The organism is Klebsiella sp. HMSC16A12, assembly GCF_001808265.1.
Taxonomy (GTDB): domain Bacteria; phylum Pseudomonadota; class Gammaproteobacteria; order Enterobacterales; family Enterobacteriaceae; genus Klebsiella; species Klebsiella pneumoniae.
Genome location: NZ_KV792568.1, coordinates 56,578 through 79,552, shown reverse-complemented (window position 1 = coordinate 79,552; position 22,975 = coordinate 56,578). Strand labels below are relative to the sequence as shown.

The following is a 22,975-nucleotide window of genomic DNA, read 5'->3' as shown; positions in this document are numbered from 1 at the left end:
AGAGAGAACGATGAAGCCGATGAAAAACCTGCTGCTGATGGGGCTGCTGTCCGCGCTGGGGGCCGGCGGGGCGCTGGCCGCCGAGCGCTCGCACTTTACGCACTTTATCACTCGCGACGGCGCCACCCTCAAGGACGGCGACAAGGTGTTTCGTTTCGCCGGGATCCACGCGCCGGAGCTGCACCGCATTGAAGACGACGCCCGCGGCCCCTGCAGGGCAGACCCGCGCGGCTGGGGACAATACTTTAAATGGCCAACGGCCCAGGAGCAACAAAACTGGATCCAGGCGATGGTGCAAACCGGGGCGAAAGCCCAGCGCGTCTACGTGCTGTCGGTGCAGCAGGAATTTGATAAGGCCTGCGGGCGCGAGACCCATATTCTGGCGCCGGAAACGGCGGACGGCATGCCGCGGCTGAATGAGAAAGCCATGCGGGTGTATGACAACATGATTGCCGAAGCGGATAAACAGGGATTGCGTCTGATCCTGCCGTTTATCGACCACTGGTGGTGGTGGGGCGGGCGCGAGCAGCTGGCGGCGTTCTACCACGAAAAAGCGGAAGACTTTTATCGGACCGATAGCAAGACCTTCAAAGCCTATCTGGATGTGATCCGCCAGGTTATCACCCGGACAAATACCGTCACCGGCCGCGCCTATTATGATGAAAAGGCGATCATGGCCTGGGAAACCGGTAACGAGCTGGAGGATACCAACGCCGATTTCCTGCATCAGACCGCGGCGTGGATTAAAAAGTGGGCCCCTCATCAGCTGGTGGTGGATGGCACCTATAAGAAAATTAATCCGTTTGCGTTGACCGACCCCAATGTGGATATCGTCAGCAATCACTATTACACCAATGCCGATAATAACCATCCCGGGCAGGTGACGCAGGATCTGCGCGCCGTCGGCGGGCAAAAAGTCTATCTCGTCGGCGAGTTTGGCCTGCTGCCGGCGGATCAACTGAACGCCATTATGCAGTCGATTGTTCACAGCGAGGTCAACGGGGCGCAAGCCGCCGGCGGGCTTATCTGGGGCTTCCGCGGCCATCGTCACGACGGCGGCTTCTACTGGCATAAGGAGTCGACCGGGCACTACAGCTACCACCTGCCGGGGTTTGCCAAAGAAGGCGAAGCGAACCAGGAGCAGGCGGTGGTCGATCTGGTGCGCACCGCCGCGGCGCAGATGGCCGGGCAGCAGACGATGGCGCCGCTGCCGAAGCCGGACGCGCCTTTGCTGCGCGAAACCACCTCGCCCTTCGCGATCAACTGGATGGGCGCTGCGGTAGGACGCAGCTACGATGTCGAACGCGCCGCCTCACCGACCGGGCCGTGGACGGTGGTGGGCCGGGATATCTCCGATGGCGTTAACGAATGGAATCCGGAAACCATGGTTCTGTTCCGCGACGATTATCGTCAGCTTCAGCTCGGGCATACGTATTACTACCGGGTGACGGCGAAAAACGAGAGCGGTCGTTCGGCTCCTTCCAATGTGATTAGCGTGCAGCATAGCGAGGAGAATCAGCCGCCGGTTGTCACGCTGGAACCGGCCCTAACCACCACGCAGGACCAGGGCGTCGAGCTTACGGCCAGCTGGCAGGACGATGGCCTGCCGTCGCGAGAGGTTAAGGTGGGCTGGCAGCACGCCGGCGATGGCCAGGTGCATTTCTGCCATGCCGATCGGGCTCAAACCCGGGCCTGGTTTACGACGCCAGGCACCTATGCGCTGACGTTCACGGCGGACGATGGGCTGTTGAAAAGCAGCAAAACCGTGACCGTGACGGTGGGCGAGGCGGCGGGGAAAGCGCCAGCGGATTTTTGTCGTTATCACGGCGAAGTTTATGGCGTGGCTGAGAGGCGGCTGACGGTGATGAAGAGTGATAAAGACGCGCTGACAGTTGGTGAGGACGGCTTCCTCGGCCCATTTGCCAACGAGGGGGATAAGGTCAGCTGGCAGGTGCAGGCGCCGTGGAGCGGTCAGTTCCTGCTCAATGTAACCTTCAACGGCAAATGGGGCGGTAAGCAGAACTCATTTGTCGTCAACGGGGGCGCTCCGCAGACCGTGGCCTTCCCGCAGACGGATGAGCAGGGCCAGCAGCTGCGGATACCGGTGACGCTTAAAGCCGGGACTAATCAGATTGACTTCGGCCGCTTCGCCGGCGACTGGGGCTATATGTTCATTAAATCGATCGAAGTGGTCGCTGAGTAGTACGTTCAGGCTGCGCCAGACGGGCGCAGCCTTTTTTCGAAGGAGAGGTTATGCAGCAGTATCAGTTTCCGCAAGGGTTCCTGTGGGGGGCGGCGGCGTCCGGCCCGCAAACGGAAGGGGTCACCAATAAGCGCCATCGTTCCATCTGGGACAGTTGGTTTGCCGAACAGCCGGAGCGATTTTATCAGCAGGTAGGGCCGCAGACCGTGTGTGATACTTATCATCAGTATCCGCAGGACGTGGCGCTGATGAAACAGACCGGCTTCAACTCATTTCGTACCTCGATACAGTGGTCACGACTGATCGCTGATTTGGAAACCGGCGCGCCGGACCCGGACGCGGTGCGTTTTTATCACGCCTATCTGGATGAGATGATCGCTAACGGCATTGAGCCGATGATCAATCTCTACCACTTTGATATGCCGGAAGCGCTGCAGAAACAGTACGGCGGCTTTGAATCGGCGCACGTAGCCGAGCTGTTTGCCCGCTTTGCCCGCACCGCCTTTAGCCTGTTTGGCCATAAGGTTAAATACTGGATAACCTTCAACGAGCCGATTGTGCCGGTTGAGGGAGGCTACCTGTACGACTTCCACTATCCGTGTAAGAAAGATGGTCGGCTGGCGGCGCAGGTGGCGTTTAACATTATGCTGGCGCACGCCAAAGCGGTAACGGCTTATCGTGAACTGGCGCTGGCGGGCGAGATCGGCGTGGTGCTCAACCTGACCCCGAGCTATACCCTCACCGACAGCGACGCGGATAAAAAAGCCGCCGGGTATGCCGACCTGTTTTTTAACCGCAGCTTCCTTGACCCGCTGGTAAAACATGAATTCCCCAAAGCGCTGTGCGAGATCCTTGCCGCCCACGACTGCCTGCCGACGACCAGCAAAGACGACGCGGCGTTGATCCTCAGCGCGGATATCGATTTTCTTGGGGTAAACTATTACGTGCCGCGGCGGGTAAAAGCGCGTGAGAGCGAATATGACCTCGATTATTTCACCCCGGAATACTATTTCGAAAACGCGGTGAACCCGCAGGGCCGCTTTAATCCTTATCGTGATAACAACGAGATCCTGCCGCAGGCGATCTATGACATTGCCGCCAATATTCGCGATAACTACGGCAATATTAAGTGGTATCTCGCGGAAATCGGCATCGCGATGGATCGACAATCAGAGGGCGAGCCCGGGGCGGACGGGGTGATAGACGATACTTTCCGCATCCAGCTGATGGAGGAGCATCTGGTGCAGCTGCATCGGGCGATAGCCGACGGCGCGAACTGCTTTGGCGTGCACCAGTGGACGTTTATCGACAACTGGTCGTGGATCAATGCCTTCAAACGGCGCTACGGCTTCTGGCGACTGGATCTGGAGACCGGCGAGCGACAGATAAAACGCAATGCGCTGTGGTTTGCCGAACTGGCGACCAGCAACGGTTTTACCAGCGATAAATAGCGCGCTGCGCCAGCGCTCCCTCTCACCGGCGCGGAAAGGGGGAGCGCGCGAGGTTACACCAGCTCGTCTTTATTAATACCCAGCCGCTTCATGCGTGACAGGAGCGTGGTGCGCTTGAGCCCCAGCCGCTGGGCGGCGCCTTTCGGCCCGGCCACCACGCCGTTGCTCTCCTTCAGCACCCGGACGATCAGCTGATATTCATCCTCACCTTCCTCAGGCAGGACCGCCGGCGTCCGCGGGGCTTCCACGATATCCCGCTCCGGCAGGGAGAGCTGCAGTACGTTGCCGCGGGTGAGCAATACCGCCCGTTCGATAACGTTTTCCAGCTCGCGCACGTTGCCCGGCCACTCCATACGCGTCAGAGTGCGCAGGGTTTCCGCCGGAATGCTGTCGATATTGCGCCCCATGCGGCGGGCGATTTTAAAGGTAAACGCCTTCACCAGCAGCGGGATATCGTCGGGACGTTCGCGCAGCGGCGGCAGGTGGATCGGGAACACGTTGAGCCGGTAGTAGAGATCGCTGCGGAATTCCCTGTCGATAACCATCTGCTTGAGATCGCGGTTGGTGGCGGCGATCAATCGAACGTCGGTCTGAATCAGCTTGTTGCTCCCCAGACGTTCGAACTCCTGCTCCTGGAGGACGCGCAGCAGTTTGGGCTGCAGTTCCAGCGGCATATCGCCCACTTCATCGAGGAACAGGGAGCTTTTGTCCGCCAGTTCGAAGCGGCCGATACGCTGGGCGCTGGCCCCGGTGAACGCGCCGCGTTCGTGGCCGAACAGATCGCTCTCCAGCAGCCCGGCGGGCATCGCCGCGCAGTTCATCTTCACCATCCGCCGACCGTTGCGTCCGCTGAGGTTGTGGATAGCGCGGGCGATAAGCTCTTTGCCGGTGCCGGTTTCGCCGAGGATCAGCACGGTGCTGTCGCTCTGCGCCACCATCTCTACCTGCTTGAGCACATTGTTCATCGCCTCGCTGCGGCCGATAATCTCCCCGAATTCGCTCTCGACATTATTGAGCTGCTCGGTGAGGGCGAGGTTCTCATCCACCAGCCGCTCTTTCAGGCGCTGAATTTCACGGTAGGCGAGGGCGTTATCGATAGCGATCGACACCCGCTCGGCGATCTGCCGCAGCAGCTTGAGATTGGTGGTGGTGAAGACCTGTTCGTCGCACTGCGCCAGCTTAAGCACCCCGAGCAGGGTATTGCCGGACATCAGCGGCAGCAGGCATAGGGTCTGGATCTTATTGCCCCACATCTCGAAGAGCATTTTCTCATACGGCGCGAGAGTGTCATGTTCGTGCAGATTAAGCAGCAGCATCTCTTTGCTTTTGAACACGCGCTCGGTGAGGGTGCCGGCTTCATCCACCTCGCTCTGGTCGTGAACCGGGTGGCTGGCGTCAAGATAATGCGTGGAATAGATGTTGAGCTTCCCCTTGCGGTCGCTGCGCAGCACCACGCTGATGGCGTCGATCCGGAAGTAGCGATGGATCTCTTTCGCCACCTCGCTGACCAGCTCGTCGATATCCAGTCGCGAGAGCACCGCGTTGGTGATCGCCACCAGGATGCGAAAGTTGTCGCGCTCGTGGCACAGCAGATCGTAATCGACGTTATTGCTGACCCGGTTCTGAATCTGTTCGGTGACGACGGCGACGATCTGCGCGAAGGTATGCAGCCGCTGGAACTCTTTCTCGCTCCACGGCCGGTTGTCACGGCGGAGGAATTCGCAACCGCCGAAGATCCGCCCGTCCGCCGCCAGCGGCAGCAGCGAATAGTATCCGAACGGGCGATAGAGCCCGCTGCGGATAAGCTGCGGCCAGGTGTCGGCAAAGGTTTCATGATCGCAATGCAGGGCATCCGGCCGGGAGAGTAAGCGACGCACCGGACCGTGGGCCAGGACGGTTTCATCCTCGTAGCTTACCGGATGGCCGGCCTCATCGCAGGCGTACCTGGCCGCGCGGTGATTACCCGCGTTCCACAGGATGATGGCCGCCTCATCGGCCAGCGCGGACTGTTGCACCAGACGGGTCAGGGTTTCGCTTAGCGCGGCCAGATCGGGCTGCTGTAATAAAAGCCGGGTGATATCGAACAGCCCCTGCTGGCCGAGATCGCTCATCGGTGTATACGACATTGCTTACGTCCAAAACGCGCCGACAACGCGGCGCATAAGAAAATGATGGTACAAATAATAGTATGTTAATAAAGCGGTTATTGCCGCTTTAACCCATCCATGGGCGCCCGCTGGTTTGGGCAAAATAATTACGCTGGCTTTTTCCCGGCTCGCGCTGCGCTTAGCCGGGCTACATGTGCGCGCAGTTTTGTAGCCCGGAAAAGGCGCCAGCCGCTATCCGGGACCCGATGCCGTCGTTAACAAATTCTCGGCAGCGGTTCGGCGTGGGGAAGATCGAGCGTCCGCTTCACGCCGTACAGCCCAACGGAACGTACGCCCGGGCGGACGACCACTTCGCCGATTATCGCCGCATCGCGTCCTAACGCGTGAGACCGCAAATGCGCCAGCACGTTTTCCGCCTCGTCGCGGGCGACGGCGAGCACCAGCTTGCCTTCATTGGCGAAGTTCAGGGCGTCCAGACCAAGCAGCTCGCAGACGCCGCGCACCGTGTCGTTGACCGGCAGCGTTGCCTCCTGCAGTTCGATGCCGCAGCCGCTGGCGGCGGCGAACTCATGGGCGACCGCGTTAACCCCGCCGCGGGTGGCGTCGCGCAGGGCTTTCACTCCGCTCAGCGGGCGCAGGGTCTGGATAAGCGGCGTCAGCACCGCGCAGTCGCTGGACAGCGCGCCGTCCAGCCCCATCTGCTCGCGCAGGTTAAGGATGGTGGCGCCATGATCCCCCAGCGTGCCGCTGACCAGCAGCACATCACCGGCGCTAATCTGCTGCGTCCCCCAGTGAACGTCCGCCGGGATGGCGCCGATGCCGGCGGTGTTAATAAACAGCTTATCCGCCGCGCCGCGCGGCACCACTTTAGTGTCGCCGGTGACGATGGCGATCCCTGCCGCCCGGGCGGTGTCGGCCATGCTGGCGACCACCGCTTCCAGGGTGGCCATCTCCAGCCCCTCTTCGAGAATAAAGCCGCAGGAAAGATAGCGCGGGATGGCGCCGCTGACCGCCACATCGTTGGCGGTACCGCAGACGGCAAGCTTGCCGATATTGCCGCCGGGAAAGAACAGCGGGTCAATCACGTAGCTGTCGGTGGAGAAGGCGAGGCGGTCCCCCTGGGCGGCGAGCGCCGCCAGATCGAGGCGCGCCTGATCCTCCTGCTCCGCCAGCCAGGGGTTGGCGAAGGCCTGCATAAACAGGTCGCCGATCAGCTGCTGCATTGCCTGTCCCCCGCTACCGTGGGCTAACTGGACGCTTTTCATACTTCATTTTCCTGACTGCGATATTGATACCAGGCGGCGCAGGCCCCTTCAGAGGAGACCATTAGCGCGCCAAAGGCGCTTTGTGGATTGCAGGTGCTGGCGAAGAGCGGGCACTGGTGCGGTTTACAGCGGCCGGTCAGCACCTCGCCGCAGCGGGCGCGCGGGTCGTCGCACACGCGCTGCGGCGCCGGGCGAAAATGCGCCTCGGCATCGAAGCGCTGATAGGCTGGCGTAAGCTGCACGCCGGAGTCGCTGATGACCCCCAGGCCGCGCCATTCGCTGTCGCCATCCAGGCGGAAGACGTCGGCCATCGCCGCCTGCGCCAGCGGGTTGCCCTCATCCGGCACCACGCGACGGTACTGATTTTCCACATCGCTGCGCTGCGCTATTGTCTGCTCAACCAGCATCACCGCGCCTTGCAGTAGATCAAGCGGTTCGAAACCGGCGACCACTAAAGGACGGTGATAGTCGCTGGCGATAAAGCCGTAGGCCTCGGTGCCGATCACCATACTGACGTGGCCCGGGGCGAGAAAGGCGTCGATACTGTTGTCCGGCTGGTCCAGCAGGCTGCGCAGGGTCGGCAGCAGGGTGATGTGCTGGCAGAAAAAGTAGAAGTTATCGACGTTGCGCTCTCGCGCCTGACGCAGGGTCAGGGCGGTAGCGGGCATGGTGGTTTCGAAACCAAGACCAAAAAAGACCACCTCGCGCTGCGGATTTTGCTGCGCCAGCCGCAGAGCGTCCATCGGCGAGTAAACGATGCGGACATCGGCGCCGCGGGCTTTCGCCTGCAGAAGCGAGCCGTTTTTACCCGGCACGCGCATGGCGTCGCCGAAGGTGCAGAAGATCACTCCCGGGCGGCTGGCAATCTCAATGCAGGCGTCGATGCGCCCCATCGGCAGGACGCACACCGGGCAGCCGGGACCATGAATAAATTCGATGTTCTCCGGCAACAGCTGGTCGAGCCCGAATTTAAAAATGGCATGGGTATGGCCGCCGCAGACCTCCATGATGCGCAGCGGTCGCGCGGCGGTGTGCGGCAGCAGAAGAGCACGCTGCTGAAGATGGGCCACCAGCTGCATCACCTGTTCGGGGGCGCGGTATTCATCTACGTAACGCATTATCGTTCCTCGCCGTACAGCAGCGCGCCGACGTCCGGCTCCACGTCAAACATATTTTGCAGCGCCTCGAGGGTGTCGCGGGCTTCGGCTTCATTAATGACGCTCATGGCGAAGCCGACGTGCACCAGCACCCACTGGCCGAGCCGCGGCTGGCCCTGCTCATCAACGGCGCCGACCAGCGTCAGGTCGACGTCGCGCTGAATACCGCAAACTTCCACCTTCGCCAGCACGCCGTCGATGGCGCAAATTTGTCCCGGAATGCCTATGCACATCGCTGCGTCTCCAGCCAGGTGAGCCACTGCTCCATGCCTTCGCCGCTGGTGGCGGAGACAAGAATAATTTCAATATGCGGATTGACCTCGCGGGCGCAGGCCAGGCACCGCTCAACGTCGAAATTGAGATACGGCAGCAGGTCGACTTTGTTGAGCAGCATCAGGCTGGCGGCGGCGAACATATGCGGATACTTCAGCGGTTTGTCTTCGCCTTCGGTGACCGACAGCACCGCCACCTTATGGCGCTCGCCGAGATCAAAGCTGGCCGGGCAGACCAGGTTGCCGACGTTTTCGATAAACAGAATGCCGCGGTCAGCCAGCGGCAGGCGCGGGGCGGCGTCGGCGATCATCTGGGCGTCGAGATGGCAGCCTTTCCCGGTATTGACCTGAATCGCCGGGGTGCCGGTGGCGCGAATGCGGGCGGCGTCATTGACCGTTTGCTGATCGCCTTCAATCACCGCGCAGTCGGCGCGTCCTTTCAGCCGGGTGAGGGTTTCGGTGAGCAGGGTGGTTTTGCCGGAGCCGGGGCTGGAAACCAGATTCAGCACCAGCTGCTGTTTTGCTGCGAAGCGTGCGCGGTTGCGTGCCGCCAGGCGGTTGTTTTTATCCAGCACGTCGATCTCCACTTCCAGCATCCGCCGCTGGCTCTGCCCCGGGGCGTGGGTACCCGCTTCGCCGTGGCCGTAATGCAGGTCGCCCTCTGGCGTGCGGGTGGGGGCGAAGTGGTCGATTTTGACACCGGTGATGGTCATCGTCTGGCGTGGGGCGGGCGCGAAGGGGGCGCTGCGGAACGCGGAATGCGGGTTTCGTTCGTCTCCTTCAATATAGAGGTTGCCTTCGCCACAGCCGCATGTTGTACACATAATTTACTCCAATTCTAAACGCTGAATCTGTAAGCCGTCATCCGCCACGATCTGCAGCTGGTCGTTATTGCAGTGCGGGCAGCGGCGAACGTGCTGCGAGACAAGATGGACGTACTGCTGACAGCGATCGCACCAGCATTCAGCCTGTTGTTCGGTGATATGCAGTTCGCACCCCTCCGCCAGCGTGCCGCGGCAGACCAGCTCAAAGCAGAAGGTCAGGGCGCTGGCTTCCACGCAGGAAAATGCGCCGACCTTAAGCCACACGCCGGTAACCCGCCGCGCGCCGGCCTGCTGCGCCTGTTGTTCAATAATTTCCAGCGCCCGCTGGCTGAGGGTGATTTCGTGCATAGTCGCCTCCGTATCGCGATGCGCCTTCTATGCAATAACGATGCCAGAATGAAATCGTCGTGGCAGTCAATGTCGATGTCGACGCCCCGGGGCTGTCATCGACATGTCGTATCGGCAGAGGTCTATACAAAAACATAGTTAAATCAATTAAATAAAACCTGGCATGAAAAATGCTTAGAGGGTGCATCTCATGCTACGGAGAAACCGATATGACTATTTGGGAAATAAGTGAAAAGGCGGATTACATCGCCGACCGTCACCGGCGGCAGCAGGAGCAGTGGCACATCTACTGTAACTCGCTGGTTCAGGGGATCACCTTGTCGAAGGCCCGCCTGCATCACGCGATGAGCTGCGCGCCGGACAAAGAGCTGTGCTTCGTGCTGTTCGGCCATTTTCAGGTGTTCGTCGCCCTCGCGGAAGGCTTCAACAGCCACACCATCGAGTACTACGTCGAAAACAAAAACGGCGGTGATAAGTATCTGATTGCTCAGGCCACCCTCGCAATGGATGGCACGGTGGACGGCCGCATCAGCAACCGCTCCCGCGACCAGGTGCTGGAGCACTATCTGGCGATTATCGCCACCGTCTATGACCGTCTGTATGACGCCATGGAACAAGACCAACCGGTGGATTTAAGCCATCTGGCGCTGACCCACTGATCGTAAGGTGTCGACACGTGTCGAAAATGACACCTGCGCAACCTGATTTCGTCAAAAATGACTTTCACCCGAGGATGACCCGGTGAACCGTTTTGTAATTGCTGACTCCACTGTCTGTATCGGCTGCCGCACCTGCGAAGCCGCCTGCTCTGAGACGCATCGCCAGCACGGCCTGCAGGCTATGCCGCGGCTGCAGGTGATGCGTAATGAAAAAGAATCGGCACCGCAGATGTGCCACCACTGTGAAGATGCTCCCTGCGCCACCGTCTGCCCGGTTAACGCCATCCAGCGCGTCGATGGCGCGGTCCAGCTCAACGAGAGCCTGTGCGTAAGCTGCAAACTGTGCGGCATTGCCTGCCCGTTCGGCGCCATTGAATTTTCCGGCAGCCGCCCGCTGGATATCCCGGCGAATGCCAATACCCGGCTGGCGCCCCCCGCGCCGCCGGCGCCGGCGCGCGTCAGCTCGCTGCTCGACTGGGTACCGGGCGTGCGCGCTATTGCCGTGAAATGCGACCTCTGCCACTTCGATGACCAGGGCCCGGCCTGCGTGCGGACCTGTCCGACCAACGCGCTGATGCTGGTGGATAGCCGTGATATCGCCCAGGCCAGCAAGCGTAAACGCCAGCTGACCTTTAATACCGACCTTGGCGACTTGTCGCTGTTCCAGGCGCAACAGGGGGAGAGGGAATGAGTGTAATTGGATTAGTGAATCAGGCGGTGGCGTGGTATGCCGCCAGCGCCGTACTGGCCTTTCTGTTTGCCATGCGCAAACCGCTCAGCGGCGCCATTGCCGGGATCGGCGGCGCGGTGGCCAGCGCCATGCTGGTGGTCGCCGGCGGCGCCGCGCTGCTGATGCCGGAGCGGATCCACGGCGGCATGCTGCAGTTTCTCCACCTGACGATACGGGTGGGGGGCGTCAACGCGCTGTGGCTGCTGGCCATCGGCCTGTCGGCGCTGCCGGTGTCGCTGTTTAATATTAGCTGGCATCGCCACCCGCAGGTGAAGGCCAACGGCCCGCTGGTCAACCTGCTGCTGGCCGCCGCGACCTGCGCGGTGGTGGTGACCAATATCGGTTCACTGGTGGTGATGGCGGAGATCATGGCGCTCTGCGCGGCGTTTCTTACCGGCTGCGCCGCCTCCGGTAAGCTGTGGTTTGCCCTGGGGCGTCTCGGTACTCTGCTGATGGCCTGGACCTGCTGGCTGGTGTGGTCAACCTACGGCACCCTCGAGCTGGCGCAGATCAACCTTCAGGCGGTGGATATGATGCAGAACCCGCTGCTCTGGCTGCCGGGTCTGGTGGGGTTCGCCCTGCTGGCCGGGGCGATCCCGCTGCACGGCTGGGCGCCGCAGGCTCACGCCGGGGCCAGCGCGCCGGCCGCCGCGCTGTTTTCCACGGTGGTAATGAAGGTTGGTCTGTACGGCATGCTGACCGTTTCGCTGGCCGGCGGCGTGCCGCCGCTGTGGTGGGGCGTGATGCTGCTGGCGCTGGGGATGATCACCGCCTTTATCGGCGGACTGTATGCGCTGATGGAGCATAACATTCAGCGCCTGCTGGCCTATCACACCCTGGAGAATATCGGCATTATCCTGCTGGGGCTGGGCGCCTTCGTCACCGGCGTGGCGACCCGCAACAGCACGCTGATGGTGCTGGGCTTTATCGGCGGCATGTATCACCTGATTAACCACAGCCTGTTCAAAACCACGCTGTTCCTCGGTGCCGGAGCGGTGTGGTTCCGCACCGGTCATCGCGATATCGAGAAGCTGGGCGGCATCGGTAAAAAAATGCCGCTGATCTCCCTCGCCATGCTGGTGGGGCTGATGGCAATGGCGGCCCTGCCGCCGCTGAACGGCTTCGCCGGCGAGTGGGTTATCTATCAATCCTTCTTCAAAATGAGCACTGGCGACCTGTTTATCGGCCGTCTGCTGGGGCCGCTACTGGCCGTTGGCCTGGCGATCACTGGCGCACTGGCGGTGATGTGTATGGCGAAAGTCTACGGCGTGACCTTCCTCGGCGCGCCGCGGACGAAAGAGGCGGAAAACGCTACCTGCGCCCCCTGGCTGATGACCCTGAGCGTGGTGCTGGCGGCGGTGTTCTGCCTCGTTGGCGGCATCGCCGCGCCGTGGCTGCTGCCGCTGGTGAGCGGCGCCTTCCCGGTGCAGGCGCAGGTATCGAGCGTGGTGTCGCAGCCGATGATCGCGCTGCTGCTTATTGCCTGCCCGCTGCTGCCGTTCCTGCTGATGATCTTCTTTAAAGGCGATCGCCTGGCGGCGCGCTCGCGCGGCGCGGCGTGGGTCTGCGGTTACGACCACGAGCAGTCGATGGTGGTAACGGCCCACGGCTTTGCCATGCCGGTGAAAGAGGCCTTTGCGCCGTTGCTGAAGCTGCGTCACTGGCTGAACCCGGTGCGTCTGGTGCCGGGCTGGCAATCGGCCTCGGCGCCGGCGCTGCTGCGCGGGATCGCGCTGGTTGAGCTGGCGGTGCTGGTGGTGATTGTCATTTCGCGAGGAGCCTGAGAATGAGTCTGTTAATTGCATTGCTACAGGCGCTGGTGCTGTTTGCCGTCGCGCCGCTGTTGTCCGGGATCGTTCGCGTCGCCCGCGCGCGGCTGCATAACCGCCGTGGACCGGGGGTACTGCAGGAGTATCGCGATATCCTGAAACTGCTGGGCCGCCAGAGCGTCGGTCCTGACGCCTCGGGCTGGGTGTTTCGCCTGACGCCGTACGTCATGGTGGGCGTGATGCTGACCATCGCCACCGCGCTGCCGGTGGTGACGGTAGACTCCCCGCTGCCGGTGCTGGGGGATCTCATCACCCTGATCTACCTGTTCGCCATCGCCCGTTTCTTCTTTGCCATTTCCGGTCTGGACACCGGTAGCCCGTTTACCGCGCTGGGCAGCAGTCGCGAAGCGATGCTCGGCGTGCTGGTGGAGCCGATCCTGCTGTTGGGCCTGTGGGTGGCGGCGCAGGTCGCCGGCTCGACCCATATCAGCGCCATCACCGATACCCTTTACCACTGGCCGGCGGCGCGCAGCATTCCACTGATTCTGGCGTTATGCGCCTGCGCCTTCGCCACCTTTATCGAGATGGGCAAACTGCCGTTCGATCTGGCGGAAGCGGAGCAGGAGCTGCAGGAAGGGCCGCTGTCGGAATACAGCGGCAGCGGCTTTGGCATCCTGAAGTGGGGCATCAGCCTCAAACAGCTGGTGGTGCTGCAGATGTTTGTCGGGGTCTTCTTTCCGTGGGGCCAGATGACCAGCTTCAGCGTCGGCGGCCTGCTGCTGGCGCTGGTGGTCGCCATCGTTAAGCTGGTGGTTGGGGTGCTAATTATCGCGCTGTTTGAAAACAGCATGGCGCGTCTGCGTTTTTGTGCCACCTCCCGCGTCACCTGGGCCGGGTTTGGTTTCGCCTTTTTAGCTTTCGTCTCCTTGCTGGTGGCGTGATTAAGAGAGTTTGAGCATGTCTGAAGAAAAAATCGGTCAACACTACCTTGCGGCGCTGCACCAGGCCTTTCCCGGCGTGGTGCTGGACGAAGCCTGGCAGACTAAAGACCAGTTAACCATCACCGTGAAGGTCAACTACCTGCCGGAAGTGGTGGAGTTTCTCTACTACCAGCAGGGCGGCTGGCTGTCGGTGCTGTTCGGCAACGATGAACGTAAGCTCAACGGCCACTACGCGGTCTATTACGTGCTGTCGATGGAGCAGGGCACCAAATGCTGGATCACCGTGCGCGTGGAAGTGGACGCCAACAAACCGGAATACCCGTCGGTGACGCCGCGCGTCCCGGCGGCGGTATGGGGCGAGCGCGAAGTGCGTGATATGTACGGCCTGGTGCCGGTCGGCCTGCCGGACGAACGCCGGCTGGTGCTGCCGGACGACTGGCCGGACGAACTCTATCCGCTGCGCAAAGACAGCATGGATTATCGCCAGCGTCCGGCGCCGACCACCGACGCCGAAACCTACGAGTTTATTAACGAGCTCGGCAGCAAGAAAAACAACGTGGTGCCGATTGGCCCGCTGCACGTCACCTCTGATGAACCTGGCCACTTCCGCCTGTTCGTTGACGGCGAGAACATTATCGACGCCGACTACCGCCTGTTCTACGTCCATCGCGGGATGGAAAAGCTGGCGGAAACCCGCATGGGTTATAACGAAGTGACCTTCCTGTCGGACCGGGTGTGCGGCATCTGCGGCTTCGCCCACAGCACCGCTTACACCACCTCGGTGGAGAACGCGATGGGCATCGTGGTGCCGGAGCGGGCGCAGATGATCCGCGCCATTCTGCTGGAGGTGGAACGCCTGCACTCGCACCTGCTGAACCTCGGTCTGGCCTGCCACTTTACCGGCTTTGATTCCGGCTTTATGCAGTTCTTCCGCGTGCGCGAAACCTCGATGAAGATGGCAGAGATCCTTACCGGCGCGCCTAAAACCTACGGCCTGAACCTGATCGGCGGGATCCGCCGCGACCTGCTGAAAGAGGACATGATCCAGACCCGTCAGCTGGCGCAGCAGATGCGTCGCGACGTGCAGGAGCTGGTGGATATGCTGCTCAGCACGCCGAATATGGAACAGCGTACCGTCGGTATTGGCCGTCTGGACCCGGAAATCGCCCGCGACTTCAGCAACGTCGGCCCGATGGTGCGCGCCAGCGGCCACGCCCGCGACACCCGCGCCGACCACCCGTTTGTCGGTTACGGCCTGCTGCCGATGGAAGTTCACAGCGAACAGGGCTGCGACGTGATATCTCGCCTCAAGGTGCGGATCAACGAGGTTTACACCGCGCTGAATATGATTGATTTCGGTCTCGATAACCTGCCGGGCGGCCCGCTGATGGTGGAGGGGTTCACCTATATTCCGCACCGCTTCGCGCTGGGCTTCTCCGAGGCGCCGCGCGGCGACGATATCCACTGGAGCATGACCGGCGACAACCAGAAACTGTACCGCTGGCGCTGCCGGGCGGCGACTTACGCCAACTGGCCGACCCTGCGCTATATGCTGCGCGGCAACACCGTTTCCGATGCGCCGCTGATCATCGGCAGCCTCGACCCGTGCTACTCCTGTACTGACCGCATGACCGTGGTCGATGTACGCAAGAAGAAGAGCAAAGTGGTGCCATACAAAGAGCTGGAGCGCTACAGCATCGAGCGTAAAAACTCGCCGCTGAAATAAGGAATCGCCATGTTTACCTTTATTAAAAAAGTTATTAAGACCGGCACCGCGACGCACGCCTACCCGCTGGAGCCGATGCCGGTAGACAAAAACTTTCGCGGCAAGCCGGAGCATACGCCACAGCAGTGTATCGGCTGCGCGGCCTGCGTGAACGCCTGCCCGTCGAACGCCCTGACGGTCGAGATCGATCTGGCCACTAACCAGCTGGCGTGGCAGTTTAACCTCGGGCGCTGCATCTTCTGCGGTCGCTGTGAAGAGGTGTGCCCGACGGCGGCGATTAAGCTGTCGCCGGAGTATGAGCTGGCGGTGTGGAAGAAAGAGGATTTCCTCCAGCAGTCGCGCTTCACTATCTGCCACTGCCGGGAGTGCCAGCGTCCGTTCGCGGTGCAGAAGGAGATCGACTACGCCATCGCGCTGCTCAAGCATAACGGCGATACCCGCGCCGAGCTGCACCGCGAAAGCTTCGAAACCTGCCCGGAATGCAAGCGCCAGAAATGCCTGGTGCCGTCCGATCGTATTGAACTGACCCGCCACATGAGGGAGGCCAGCTGATGAGCACTTTACTTGGCCCGCGCGATGAAAACGGTATTCCCGTGCCGATGACGGTGGATGAATCCATCGCCAGCATGAAGGCCTCGCTACTGAAGAAGATTAAACGTTCGGCCTACGTCTACCGCGTCGACTGTGGCGGCTGCAACGGCTGCGAAATCGAAATTTTCGCCACCCTTTCGCCGCTGTTCGACGCTGAACGCTTCGGGATTAAGGTGGTGCCTTCGCCGCGCCATGCCGATATTCTGTTGTTTACCGGGGCAGTGACTCGCGCGATGCGCTCCCCGGCGCTGCGCGCCTGGCAGTCGGCGCCGGATCCGAAGATCTGTATCTCCTACGGCGCCTGCGGCAACAGCGGCGGCATCTTCCACGACCTGTACTGCGTCTGGGGCGGTACCGATAAAATCGTACCGGTCGACGTCTATATTCCGGGCTGCCCGCCGACGCCAGCCGCCACGCTGTACGGCTTCGCCATGGCGCTTGGCCTGCTGGAGCAGAAAATTCATGCCCGTCTGCCGGGTGAGCTCGACGAACAGCCGACCGAGCTGCTGCATGCCGATATGGTGCAGCCTCTGCGGGTGCGCATCGATCGCGAAGCGCGGCGTCTGGCGGGCTATCGCTATGGACGGCAGATTGCCGATGACTATATGCGTCTGCTTGGCCAGGGCGACAGCCAGGTGCTGCGCTGGCTGGAGGCGGAGAAAGATCCGCGTCTGACCGAGATCGTCACCCATCTCAACCAGGTGGTCGAGGGGGCGCGTATCCGATGAGCGAGACGGTGGTGTTCAGTCAGCTGAGCCGTAAATTTATTGATGAGAACGACGCCACGCCGGATCAGGCGCAGCAGGTGGTCTATTACAGCCTGGCGATTGGCCACCACCTCGGCGTCATCGACTGTCTGGAGGCGGCGCTGAGCTGCCCATGGGACGCGTATCTGGCATGGATCGCCACCCTTGAGGCCGGAAGCGCCGCGCGGCGCAAAATGGAGGGCGTGCCGAAGTATGGCGAAATCGTCATCGACAGCAGTCATGTGGCGATGCTGGCCAACGCCTTTGATAAAGCGCAGTCCGCGCAGACCCCGCAGCAGCAGGCGTGGAGCAAAACCCTGCTCAGCATGCTGCATGATATTCACCAGGAGAGCGCCATCTACCTGATGGTGAGGAGATTACGTGACTGACGTTTTACTCTGTGTCGGCAACAGCATGATGGGCGACGACGGCGCCGGCCCGCTGCTGGCGGAGATGTGCGCGGCGAACCCGGCCGGCCAGTGGGTGGTCATCGACGGCGGCAGCGCGCCGGAAAACGACATCGTGGCGATCCGCGAATTACGCCCCGAACGCCTGCTGATTGTCGATGCCACCGATATGGGCCTAAACCCCGGCGACATTCGCATCATCGATCCCGACGACATCGCCGAGATGTTTATGATGACCACCCATAACATGCCGCTCAACTATCTGGTCGATCAGCTGAAAGAAGACGTCGGCGAGGTGATTTTCCTCGGCATTCAGCCGGATATCGTCGGTTTTTATTATCCGATGACCCAGCCGGTGAAAGAGGCCGTTGCCCGGGTGTATCAGCAGCTGGCAGGCTGGCAGGGCAAGGGCGGCTTTACTCAGCTGGAGGCCTCGGACGACTAGCCCTGCGGCGAACCGGGCTCTCCGCCGGCGCACGACTGGCCGGAAGGGAGCCCCGTTCCCGGCGCTGCCAGCTCAAGATTCTCTATCACTAATTTACCGGGCGACACCGAGACTCTGACCTGCGTGCCGACCGGAAACCCCGCCTGCTCCAGCCAGTCGCCGTTTAAGCTTAATGCCGCGTGGCGGGTGTAGCGCCGCGTCTCCCGCGTTTTGCGGTCCTCATGGCGTTTTCTGACATATCCCACGGTTAACTGGCGAATGGCCCTGGCTATCCCTCTGGCTGCGGTAGGGTGCTGTGCGCTCATGATGTGCTCCTTGCTGAAGATACCCCGGTAAAAGTACTGGATAAAATACCAGTTATTGTAAACAGGTGGCAAACCAGAAACTGGAATCAGGCTCGAGAAAAAAGCATGTAATGGATGCAACAGATAGCCGACGTCCGTCCCCCGGTTATCGCGGGGAACGGGCGCGCGTGGGCGAGGGTGCTTAGTCGAGATCGGCGCCGTTACTGGCTATCACCTTCTGGTACCAGAAGAATGACTTTTTACGCTTACGCGCCAGGGAGCCGTTGCCGGCATCGTCGCGATCGACATAGACAAAGCCGTAGCGCTTGCTCATCTCGCCGGTGGACGCCGAGACCAGATCGATGCAGCCCCAGCTGGTGTAACCCATTACCGGAATGCCGTCGCCGATAGCATCGCGCATTGCCCTGATGTGCTCGCGCAGGTAGCTGATGCGATAGTCGTCATTGATGTCCCCATTGGCATCGATCTCATCGCGGGCGCCAAGCCCGTTTTCCACCAGGAACAGCGGTTTCTGATAGCGGTCGTACATCATGTTCATGGTGATGCGCAGGCCCAGCGGGTCGATGCCCCAGCCCCATTCGCTGGCCGGAATGTGCGGGTTCTTCAGCGACTTGACGATGTTGGCGGCATTGGTGTTGCTGGCGTTCATCTCCGCCGAGGCGCAGCGCGACGCGTAGTAGCTAAAGGAGACGAAATCGACGGTGTTTTTTAGGATCTCGTCATCGCCCGGCTGTTTCGCAATCGTGACCCCTTTTTCCCGGAACACCCGCGCGGCCCACACCGGATAGGCGCCGCGGGCCTGGACATCGATAAAGAACAGGTTTTCGCGGTCCTTCTCCAGCGCCATCCATACATCTTCCGGCTTGCAGGAGTAAGGGTAGAAATTACCGCCGGCCAGCATACAGCCGACCTGATTTTGCGGGTTAATCTCATGGGCGATTTTCGTCGCCAGCGCGCTGGCCACCAGCTCGTGATGCGCGGCCTGATACTTCACCTGCTCCTGATTTTCTCCCTCCTCAAACACCAGACCGGCGCCGGAGTAGGGGCTGTGCAGCATGATGTTGATTTCATTGAAGGTGAGCCAGTATTTCACCAGGCCGTCAAAAGCTTCAAAGCAGGTGCGGGCGTAGTGGCTGAAAAAATCCACCATTTTGCGGTTGCGCCAGGAGCCGTACTCCATCACCAGATGCATCGGCACGTCAAAATGGCACAGGGTGACCAGCGGCTCGATACCGTGCTTTTTGCACTCCTCGAACAGTGAGCGATAGAAGGCGATGCCCTGCGGATTCGGCTGCTGTTCGTCGCCGCGTGGGAACAGGCGGCTCCAGGCGATGGAGGTGCGAAAGACGCTGAACCCCATCTCGGCCATCAGGGCGATATCTTCTTTATAGCGATGGTAAAAATCGATCGCCTGGTGGCTGGGGTAAAATTCGTCTTCACGCAGCGTAAAGCGCTTCTCCAGGCCTAATTTTACCGGCAGGCGATGGGCGCCGTGGGGAAGGGTATCCACGGTGGTCAGCCCCTTACCGCCTTCAAGATAAGCGCCTTCAGACTGGTTGGCGGCCAGTGCGCCGCCCCATAAAAATCCCTGTGGGAAACTCGCCATGCATTACCTCATTATCAATAGTGTATTCAGGCGTGGGATGCCTGGGCCCGGGCCTGGCGCGCTCTGGCGTCGGCAGCGGCCTGCTCAACGGGAATGTCCTCAAAGCCAAGGATCAGCGTCAGGGCAAACGACAGCACCACCGACAGCGCCATCACGCCAAACACCCAGACGATGGTCATTGGATTGGCCGGATCGAAAAACTGCACGCTGGTAAACAGCCCCGGCGCCGCCATCGAATGGCTGGCCAGTCCGGCAATGCCTGCCACCGCGCCGCAGATAAAGCCGCTGATTAAGCTGGCGATCAGCGGGCGCTTCAGGCGCACCGCCACGCCGTACAGCGCCGGTTCGGAAATCCCGGCCAGAATCGCCGATGCCGCGGCGGCCAGCGCCGTCTGGCGCAGCTCCGGGTTTTTGGTTTTCCACGCTACCGCCAGCGAAGAGCCGCCGAGCGACAGGTTGGCGCCGATCTCCGACGGCATCACCATACCCTCTTTGCCGGTTTCGGCGATGGTCTGAATGATGGTCGGCGTAAAGACGCGGTGCATACCGGTCATCACCAACAGCGGCCACAGCCCGCCCATGATCGCCACCGACAGCCAGCCGAGATAGCTGTGGATCGTATACACCAGCGCGGAAATGGCGCTGCCGATCCAGATGCCCAGCGGGCCAATCAGCAGGATCGCCAGCGGGGCGGCGATCAGCACGATCAGCATCGGCTTCAGAAAGTTTTTCGTCACCGCCGGGGTAATGCGATCCACCCAGCGCTCGATATACGACAGGCACCAGGTCATCACCAGCGCCGGGATCACCGTGTAGGTGTATTTCACCGCGGTAACCGGAATAAAGGCGAATTCAACGTGTTCTCCCTGGGCGGCTTTGGCCATCAATTCGATAAACCCAGGATGCACCAGCACCCCGGCGATGGCGATAGCCAGCGACATATTAGTTTTGAATTTCACCGCCGCGGAGGCGGCCACCATCAGCGGCAGGAAGAAAAATGCGCCGTCGCCGATAAGCGCCAGCAGGGTCAGCGTCGGCGAGCCTTTCGGCAACGCGCCGCTCATCTCGAGGATCATCGCCAGCAGCTTGACCATCGATCCGCCGATAATCGCCGGGATCAGCGGGGACATGGTGCCGATCAGCGCGTCGAGGATCCCGGCGCCGATGCGTTTCAGGGTCAGCGGCGCTTTGCCCTGCGGCTCAGCCGGGCGCAGGTCGCCTGGCAGCAGATTCACCACCTCGCGGTAGGCCTGGGAGACAGTGTTGCCGATGATCACCTGGCACTGGTTATCGCTGCGCACGACGCCGAGCACCCCGGCCAGGCCTTTCAGGGTAGAGCTATCGACCTGTTCGTCGTCTTTAACCACGAAGCGCAGACGGGTCATGCAGTGGGTAACGGCGGCGACGTTGTCGACCCCGCCGATTGCCGCGACTATCTGTTGCGCCAGGGCTGCATAATTTTTCGACATCGGATTTTATCCTGTTTATCAATAGGGTACTGATCTGCCACCGCCCCGCATCGCCGGGCGATACCATGTTTTTATAGGAAACCGGTTCCACAAAATCATGGTGAGTTTCATTTAATTTCACAAGAAATAAAAAAATATGATCTCAATTTTGTGATTTTGATCGCTAAGCGTCGCCGTGAGCCGGATCGCGTTGGTGAACAGGGGAATGCTGTAAAAGCGGGAAACGTGCAGTACACTGCCTGCAACTTTTGCAACAGGAAGAATCACATGGCAACGATGCTGGAGGTCGCAAAGCGCGCGGGGGTATCGAAGGCGACCGTTTCGCGGGTGCTGTCGGGCAACGGCTATGTCAGCCAGGAGACCAAAGACCGGGTGTTTAAGGCGGTGGCGGAGAGCGGCTACCGGCCTAATCTGCTGGCGCGCAACCTGGCGACCAAAACCACGCAAACCCTCGGCCTGGTGGTGACCAATACCCTGTACCACGGCGTCTATTTTAGCGAACTGCTGTATCACGTGGCGCGGATGACGGAGGATAAAGGGCGGCAGCTGATCCTGGCCGACGGCAAGCACAGCGCGCAAGAGGAGCGGGAGGCGATCCAGTACCTGCTGGATCTGCGCTGCGATGCGATCATCATCTACCCGCGCTTTCTCACCGTTGATGAGATGGACGATATCGTTGAGAACCACTCGCAGCCGATCATGGTGCTTAATCGCCGCCTGCGCCGCCACGCCAGCCACTGCGTCTGGTCCGATCAAAAAGCCTCGGCGATGCGGGTAGTGGAGCGGCTGATTGCGCTTGGCCATCGCGATATCGCCTTTATTACCGGCTCCCTTGACTCTCCCACCGGCGTCGAACGCCTCGCCGGCTACAAAGACGCGCTGGCTGGCCACGGCATCGCCCTGAACGAGGCGCTTATCGCCGAAGGGCGCTGGACGCCGGAAACCGGGGCGGCGGGGGTGGAGAGCCTGCGTCAGCGCGGGGTTACCTACAGCGCGCTGGTGGCGAGCAATGACGATATGGCCATCGGGGCGATGAAGCAGCTTCACCAGCTGGGCGTTAAGGTGCCAGAACAGGTCTCGGTGGTGGGGTTTGACGATATTGCTCTTGCGCCGTATATGGTGCCGTCGCTCGCCAGCGTCCGGGTGCCGGTGACGGAGATGATTAAAGAGAGCATCAATCGGCTGATCTTTATGCTGGATGGCGGGGAATTCAACTTTCAGCAAAGCTTTCCCGGAGCGCTGATTGAACGCGAGTCGCTGGTGGCGGGCCCCTGTGCCTGACGTCGTCAGCTGTCATCGTCACTACTGACGATGACAGCAAACCGCAGCTATAATAGTCTTTATAATCAATATATTAAAAAATTGGAACGTATTATGCATACTCCGGCGCGTAACCTTCTTACTGCTGGAGAAATGGATGAACCGTTTCATTATCGCCGATGCGAGCAAATGTATCGGCTGTCGCACTTGCGAAGTGGCCTGCGTGGTATCCCATCAGGAACATCAGGACTGCGCCTCCCTGACGCCTCACACCTTTCAGCCGCGTATTCACGTGATCAAAGGGGTCAATGTTTCCACGGCGACCGCCTGCCGTCAGTGTGAAGACGCCCCCTGCGCCAATGTCTGCCCGAACGGCGCCATCAGCCGCGATAAAGGCTTTGTCCATGTGATGCAGGAGCGTTGCATCGGCTGCAAAACCTGCGTCGTCGCCTGCCCGTACGGGGCGATGGAGGTGGTGGTGCGCCCGGTGATCCGCCATAGCGGCGCCGGACTGAACGTCGTGGCGGAAAAAGCCGAAGCCAACAAGTGCGATCTCTGCTTCCACCGCGAGAGCGGCCCGGCCTGCATGGAAGTCTGCCCGACGCATGCCCTCGTGTGCGTTGACCGCAACAAACTTGAGCAGATGAATATCGAGAAACGTCGCCGTACGGCGCTGGCCTGGTAAGTCAAGGC

General features: G+C 60.9%; 22 protein-coding genes. 13 read left to right on the top strand and 9 right to left on the bottom strand.

The annotated features are described in order from the left end of the window. Window positions 1–10: 10 nt before the first annotated feature. The gene (locus HMPREF3140_RS08010; RefSeq protein WP_032412216.1) at window positions 11–2,203 is read left to right on the top strand and encodes a CBM35 domain-containing protein; all 2,193 of its coding nucleotides are present in this window, start codon (window positions 11–13) and stop codon (window positions 2,201–2,203) included. Between the two features lie 50 nt (window positions 2,204–2,253). After that, on the top strand, window positions 2,254–3,654 hold the full coding sequence (locus HMPREF3140_RS08005; protein ID WP_002914970.1) for a glycoside hydrolase family 1 protein: 1,401 nt from the start codon (window positions 2,254–2,256) through the stop codon (window positions 3,652–3,654). A 53-nt stretch (window positions 3,655–3,707) separates the two neighbouring features. Here the strand turns inward: HMPREF3140_RS08005 and flhA are convergent, their stop codons facing one another. The 6 genes from flhA to hypA all read right to left on the bottom strand — a co-directional run bounded on the left by flhA (window position 3,708) and on the right by hypA (window position 9,628). After that, a complete protein-coding gene (gene flhA, locus HMPREF3140_RS08000; protein WP_004185384.1) occupies window positions 3,708–5,780 on the bottom strand; it encodes a formate hydrogenlyase transcriptional activator FlhA in 2,073 nt (690 codons plus the stop codon). 236 nt (window positions 5,781–6,016) lie between these two features. Next, window positions 6,017–7,027, bottom strand: a complete 1,011-nt coding sequence (gene hypE, locus HMPREF3140_RS07995) for a hydrogenase expression/formation protein HypE (protein ID WP_004174678.1) — start codon at window positions 7,025–7,027, stop codon at window positions 6,017–6,019. Next, complete coding sequence (gene hypD / locus HMPREF3140_RS07990) at window positions 7,024–8,145, bottom strand: hydrogenase formation protein HypD (protein ID WP_032412213.1); 1,122 nt, start codon at window positions 8,143–8,145, stop codon at window positions 7,024–7,026. Before hypD ends, hypE begins: the two co-directional genes overlap by 4 nt. Beyond that, the gene (locus HMPREF3140_RS07985; RefSeq protein WP_002914934.1) at window positions 8,145–8,417 is read right to left on the bottom strand and encodes a HypC/HybG/HupF family hydrogenase formation chaperone; all 273 of its coding nucleotides are present in this window, start codon (window positions 8,415–8,417) and stop codon (window positions 8,145–8,147) included. The genes hypD and HMPREF3140_RS07985 overlap by 1 nt, the downstream gene beginning before the upstream one ends. Beyond that, entirely contained in the window at window positions 8,408–9,280 is an 873-nt protein-coding gene (hypB, locus tag HMPREF3140_RS07980) for a hydrogenase nickel incorporation protein HypB (RefSeq protein WP_004890205.1), read from the bottom strand. Before hypB ends, HMPREF3140_RS07985 begins: the two co-directional genes overlap by 10 nt. Window positions 9,281–9,283: 3 nt before the next feature. Then, the gene (gene hypA / locus HMPREF3140_RS07975) at window positions 9,284–9,628 is read right to left on the bottom strand and encodes a hydrogenase maturation nickel metallochaperone HypA (protein WP_004145778.1); all 345 of its coding nucleotides are present in this window, start codon (window positions 9,626–9,628) and stop codon (window positions 9,284–9,286) included. 209 nt (window positions 9,629–9,837) lie between these two features. Here hypA and hycA point away from each other — a divergent pair, with 209 nt between their 5' ends. The 9 genes from hycA (at window position 9,838) to hycI (ending at window position 17,642) form a co-directional block, all read left to right on the top strand. Beyond that, complete coding sequence (gene hycA / locus HMPREF3140_RS07970; RefSeq protein WP_070552910.1) at window positions 9,838–10,287, top strand: formate hydrogenlyase regulator HycA; 450 nt, start codon at window positions 9,838–9,840, stop codon at window positions 10,285–10,287. 82 nt (window positions 10,288–10,369) lie between these two features. Next, window positions 10,370–10,978 (top strand): 4Fe-4S dicluster domain-containing protein, encoded by a 609-nt coding sequence (locus HMPREF3140_RS07965; protein WP_004151047.1) that lies wholly within the window; start codon window positions 10,370–10,372, stop codon window positions 10,976–10,978. Next, window positions 10,975–12,801, top strand: a complete 1,827-nt coding sequence (gene hycC, locus HMPREF3140_RS07960; protein ID WP_004890213.1) for a formate hydrogenlyase subunit 3 — start codon at window positions 10,975–10,977, stop codon at window positions 12,799–12,801. The genes HMPREF3140_RS07965 and hycC overlap by 4 nt, the downstream gene beginning before the upstream one ends. 2 nt (window positions 12,802–12,803) lie before the next feature. Continuing rightward, the gene (locus HMPREF3140_RS07955; protein ID WP_004149485.1) at window positions 12,804–13,727 is read left to right on the top strand and encodes a respiratory chain complex I subunit 1 family protein; all 924 of its coding nucleotides are present in this window, start codon (window positions 12,804–12,806) and stop codon (window positions 13,725–13,727) included. A gap of 16 nt (window positions 13,728–13,743) precedes the next feature. Further along, window positions 13,744–15,453, top strand: a complete 1,710-nt coding sequence (hycE, locus tag HMPREF3140_RS07950; protein WP_070552909.1) for a formate hydrogenlyase subunit HycE — start codon at window positions 13,744–13,746, stop codon at window positions 15,451–15,453. Between the two features lie 9 nt (window positions 15,454–15,462). Next, entirely contained in the window at window positions 15,463–16,005 is a 543-nt protein-coding gene (locus HMPREF3140_RS07945) for a formate hydrogenlyase complex iron-sulfur subunit (RefSeq protein WP_032412212.1), read from the top strand. Further along, entirely contained in the window at window positions 16,005–16,772 is a 768-nt protein-coding gene (locus HMPREF3140_RS07940; protein ID WP_002914891.1) for an NADH-quinone oxidoreductase subunit B family protein, read from the top strand. The genes HMPREF3140_RS07945 and HMPREF3140_RS07940 overlap by 1 nt, the downstream gene beginning before the upstream one ends. Then, on the top strand, window positions 16,769–17,179 hold the full coding sequence (locus HMPREF3140_RS07935) for a formate hydrogenlyase maturation HycH family protein (RefSeq protein ID WP_002914887.1): 411 nt from the start codon (window positions 16,769–16,771) through the stop codon (window positions 17,177–17,179). The genes HMPREF3140_RS07940 and HMPREF3140_RS07935 overlap by 4 nt, the downstream gene beginning before the upstream one ends. Further along, complete coding sequence (gene hycI, locus HMPREF3140_RS07930; protein WP_032412209.1) at window positions 17,172–17,642, top strand: hydrogenase maturation peptidase HycI; 471 nt, start codon at window positions 17,172–17,174, stop codon at window positions 17,640–17,642. Before HMPREF3140_RS07935 ends, hycI begins: the two co-directional genes overlap by 8 nt. Here hycI and HMPREF3140_RS07925 read toward each other — a convergent pair. The 3 genes from HMPREF3140_RS07925 to ascF all read right to left on the bottom strand — a co-directional run bounded on the left by HMPREF3140_RS07925 (window position 17,639) and on the right by ascF (window position 21,022). Next, on the bottom strand, window positions 17,639–17,947 hold the full coding sequence (locus HMPREF3140_RS07925) for a SymE family type I addiction module toxin (RefSeq protein WP_002914883.1): 309 nt from the start codon (window positions 17,945–17,947) through the stop codon (window positions 17,639–17,641). The two genes, hycI and HMPREF3140_RS07925, sit on opposite strands and share 4 nt — an antisense overlap. Before the next feature lie 181 nt (window positions 17,948–18,128). Beyond that, window positions 18,129–19,553, bottom strand: a complete 1,425-nt coding sequence (locus tag HMPREF3140_RS07920; protein WP_023286813.1) for a 6-phospho-beta-glucosidase — start codon at window positions 19,551–19,553, stop codon at window positions 18,129–18,131. Window positions 19,554–19,579: 26 nt separating this feature from the next. Then, window positions 19,580–21,022 carry a PTS cellobiose/arbutin/salicin transporter subunit IIBC gene (gene ascF, locus HMPREF3140_RS07915; protein ID WP_002914879.1) on the bottom strand — a complete coding sequence of 481 codons (1,443 nt, stop codon included), beginning with the start codon at window positions 21,020–21,022 and terminating at the stop codon, window positions 19,580–19,582. Between the two features lie 267 nt (window positions 21,023–21,289). On the opposite strand from ascF, the gene HMPREF3140_RS07905 reads away from it, so the two are divergent. Beyond that, window positions 21,290–22,303, top strand: coding sequence for a LacI family DNA-binding transcriptional regulator (locus HMPREF3140_RS07905; RefSeq protein ID WP_032412204.1), 1,014 nt, complete (start codon window positions 21,290–21,292; stop codon window positions 22,301–22,303). 136 nt (window positions 22,304–22,439) lie between these two features. After that, entirely contained in the window at window positions 22,440–22,967 is a 528-nt protein-coding gene (hydN, locus tag HMPREF3140_RS07900) for an electron transport protein HydN (RefSeq protein ID WP_002914875.1), read from the top strand. Window positions 22,968–22,975 lie beyond the last annotated feature (8 nt).